Here is a 1,153-nt window from a genome sequence, read left to right as displayed (position 1 = left end):
GGCCAGCGTGCAGGACCGCACCGGCGGCGTGTGGGTGATGGCGACCCTGTTCGGCCTCTATCCGTTCCTGCTGCGGCTGTATGCCGACGGCGGCTACCAGGGGCCGGCCTTCAAGGCGGGCCTGCGCCGGGTCTGCCGCCGGCTCAAGCTGACGATCGTCAAGCGCTCCGAGAAGGCCAAGGGCTTCGTCGTGCTGCCCAAGCGCTGGATCGTCGAGCGGACCTTTGCCTGGCTCAACCGCTGTCGGAGGCTGGCCAAGGACTGGGAATGCCGCTCGCGCACCGCCCGCGCCTTCCTGCTGCTCGCCTCCATCCGCCTCATGACCCGAAAGCTCTGCCAAACCACAATATGATCCCAGACAGACTCTTAGGGAGGCAGGCTTGCGCCCGACGATGCGCTCATCGACGAGGTGAAGTTCCGCGTTGGTGCCGGGCCGATCGATCGCACCGGCGTAGAAGACGGGGTCTCCCGGTTTGAAGAGAGTTGCGTCCGGCCCCACGGCCTCGACAGTGCCGACCGCATCGAAGCCCAGCACCTTCCACTGACCAGCCTCGGGCTGGGCACGCCTGCGCACCTTGGTGTCGACGGGGTTCACGGAGACCGCCTCGACCCGAACGAGAAGGTCGTGTCCGCTCGGCGTGGGTGCGGGAAGGTCGATGTCGACGAGCGATGCGGGGTCGTCGATCGGGAGGGAACGCTGATAGCCGACGGCGCGCATTGGGGGCCTCTCGTGTTGGCGCGCGGAGAGGTGCCGCCTATCTGCGATCTCCACAAGAACGCACATTTGGTGCACGTAGTGTCGAGGAGGATACCGACATGTCACGCCTGCGCCACGCTCGACTGGACTGCTCGCCCGGCTGCGCCGTGGAGGCGACGCTGCAGTTTATCGACGGCAAGTGGAAGGGTGTGGTGTTGTGGCAGTTGCTCGGCGGTACGCTGCGCTTCAACCGTAAGCGCTCGGCGGCGGGCCTTCCGGTCAGGCAGCGTGAGCGACGGGCGGGGCCGGCGTCCAGTTCCAGGGGAGCAGGTCGGCCAGCCGCTTTGCCGGATGGTCGGCGATGCGGGTGAGCACGTCGCGCAGGTACGCCTCGCTGTCGAGCCCGTTCAGCTTGGCGCTCTCGATCAGGGTGTAGAAGGCGGCAGCGCGCTCGGC

General features: G+C 67.5%; 2 protein-coding genes and 2 pseudogenes. 2 read left to right on the top strand and 2 right to left on the bottom strand.

From position 1 onward, the window contains the following. Positions 1–352 (top strand): transposase (locus Q8W71_RS32855; RefSeq protein WP_305529473.1); only part of this gene is annotated, 352 nt, incomplete at its 5' end. On the opposite strand, the pseudogene Q8W71_RS32850 reads toward Q8W71_RS32855, so the two are convergent. Next, a pseudogene (locus Q8W71_RS32850) lies at positions 317–718 on the bottom strand (alcohol dehydrogenase catalytic domain-containing protein); the annotation flags it as partial. The gene Q8W71_RS32855 and the pseudogene Q8W71_RS32850 overlap by 36 nt on opposite strands. Positions 719–816: 98 nt before the next feature. Between Q8W71_RS32850 and Q8W71_RS32845 the strand changes: the two are divergent. Continuing rightward, a pseudogene (locus Q8W71_RS32845) lies at positions 817–957 on the top strand (winged helix-turn-helix transcriptional regulator); the annotation flags it as partial. Positions 958–976: 19 nt separating this feature from the next. Here the strand turns inward: Q8W71_RS32845 and Q8W71_RS32840 are convergent. After that, on the bottom strand, positions 977–1,153 hold a 177-nt coding region (locus Q8W71_RS32840), incomplete at its 5' end, for a transposase domain-containing protein (RefSeq protein WP_305529459.1).

It is taken from the genome of Methylobacterium amylolyticum, assembly GCF_030700245.1.
Taxonomy (GTDB): Bacteria; Pseudomonadota; Alphaproteobacteria; order Rhizobiales; family Beijerinckiaceae; genus Methylobacterium.
Note: the sequence above shows the minus strand (reverse complement) of the source record. Positions and strands in the feature narration are given on the sequence as shown.